Source organism: Erwinia sp. PME.40.26/001 (assembly GCF_055556675.1).
On sequence record NZ_JBVHNP010000081.1, the window covers coordinates 1 to 294 of the forward strand.

Annotated in this window: 1 protein-coding gene; it reads left to right on the forward strand. The window is 67.7% G+C overall.

Annotated features, from left to right (window positions below; translation table 11 throughout):
• Positions 1-74: 74 nt before the first annotated feature.
• On the forward strand, positions 75-294 hold a 220-nt coding region (locus tag ACZ3HG_RS23320), incomplete at its 3' end, for a MerR family transcriptional regulator (RefSeq protein ID WP_465334698.1).

The window sequence follows — 294 nt, forward strand, 5'->3', positions numbered from 1 at the left end:
CCGAGGTGCCAGCACCTGCGCTGACGTCGGCTTGACCTCAAGTGCTTGAAGTGTGCTGAGCTAGGTGCATGTCGATGCTCACCATCCAGCAGGCGGCCCGGCGGTCGGGCCTCAGCGAACCCACGCTCCGGTACTACGAAGACGTCGGGCTCATCGGCCCGATCGTGCGCGACGCGAGCAGCGGGCATCGGCGGTATCGCGAGCGCGACCTCGACGACCTGCAGGTGCTCGCGTGCCTCCGCGCGATGGGCGTCGGGATCGAAGACATGCGCACGTATCAGGCGAACCGCCGTC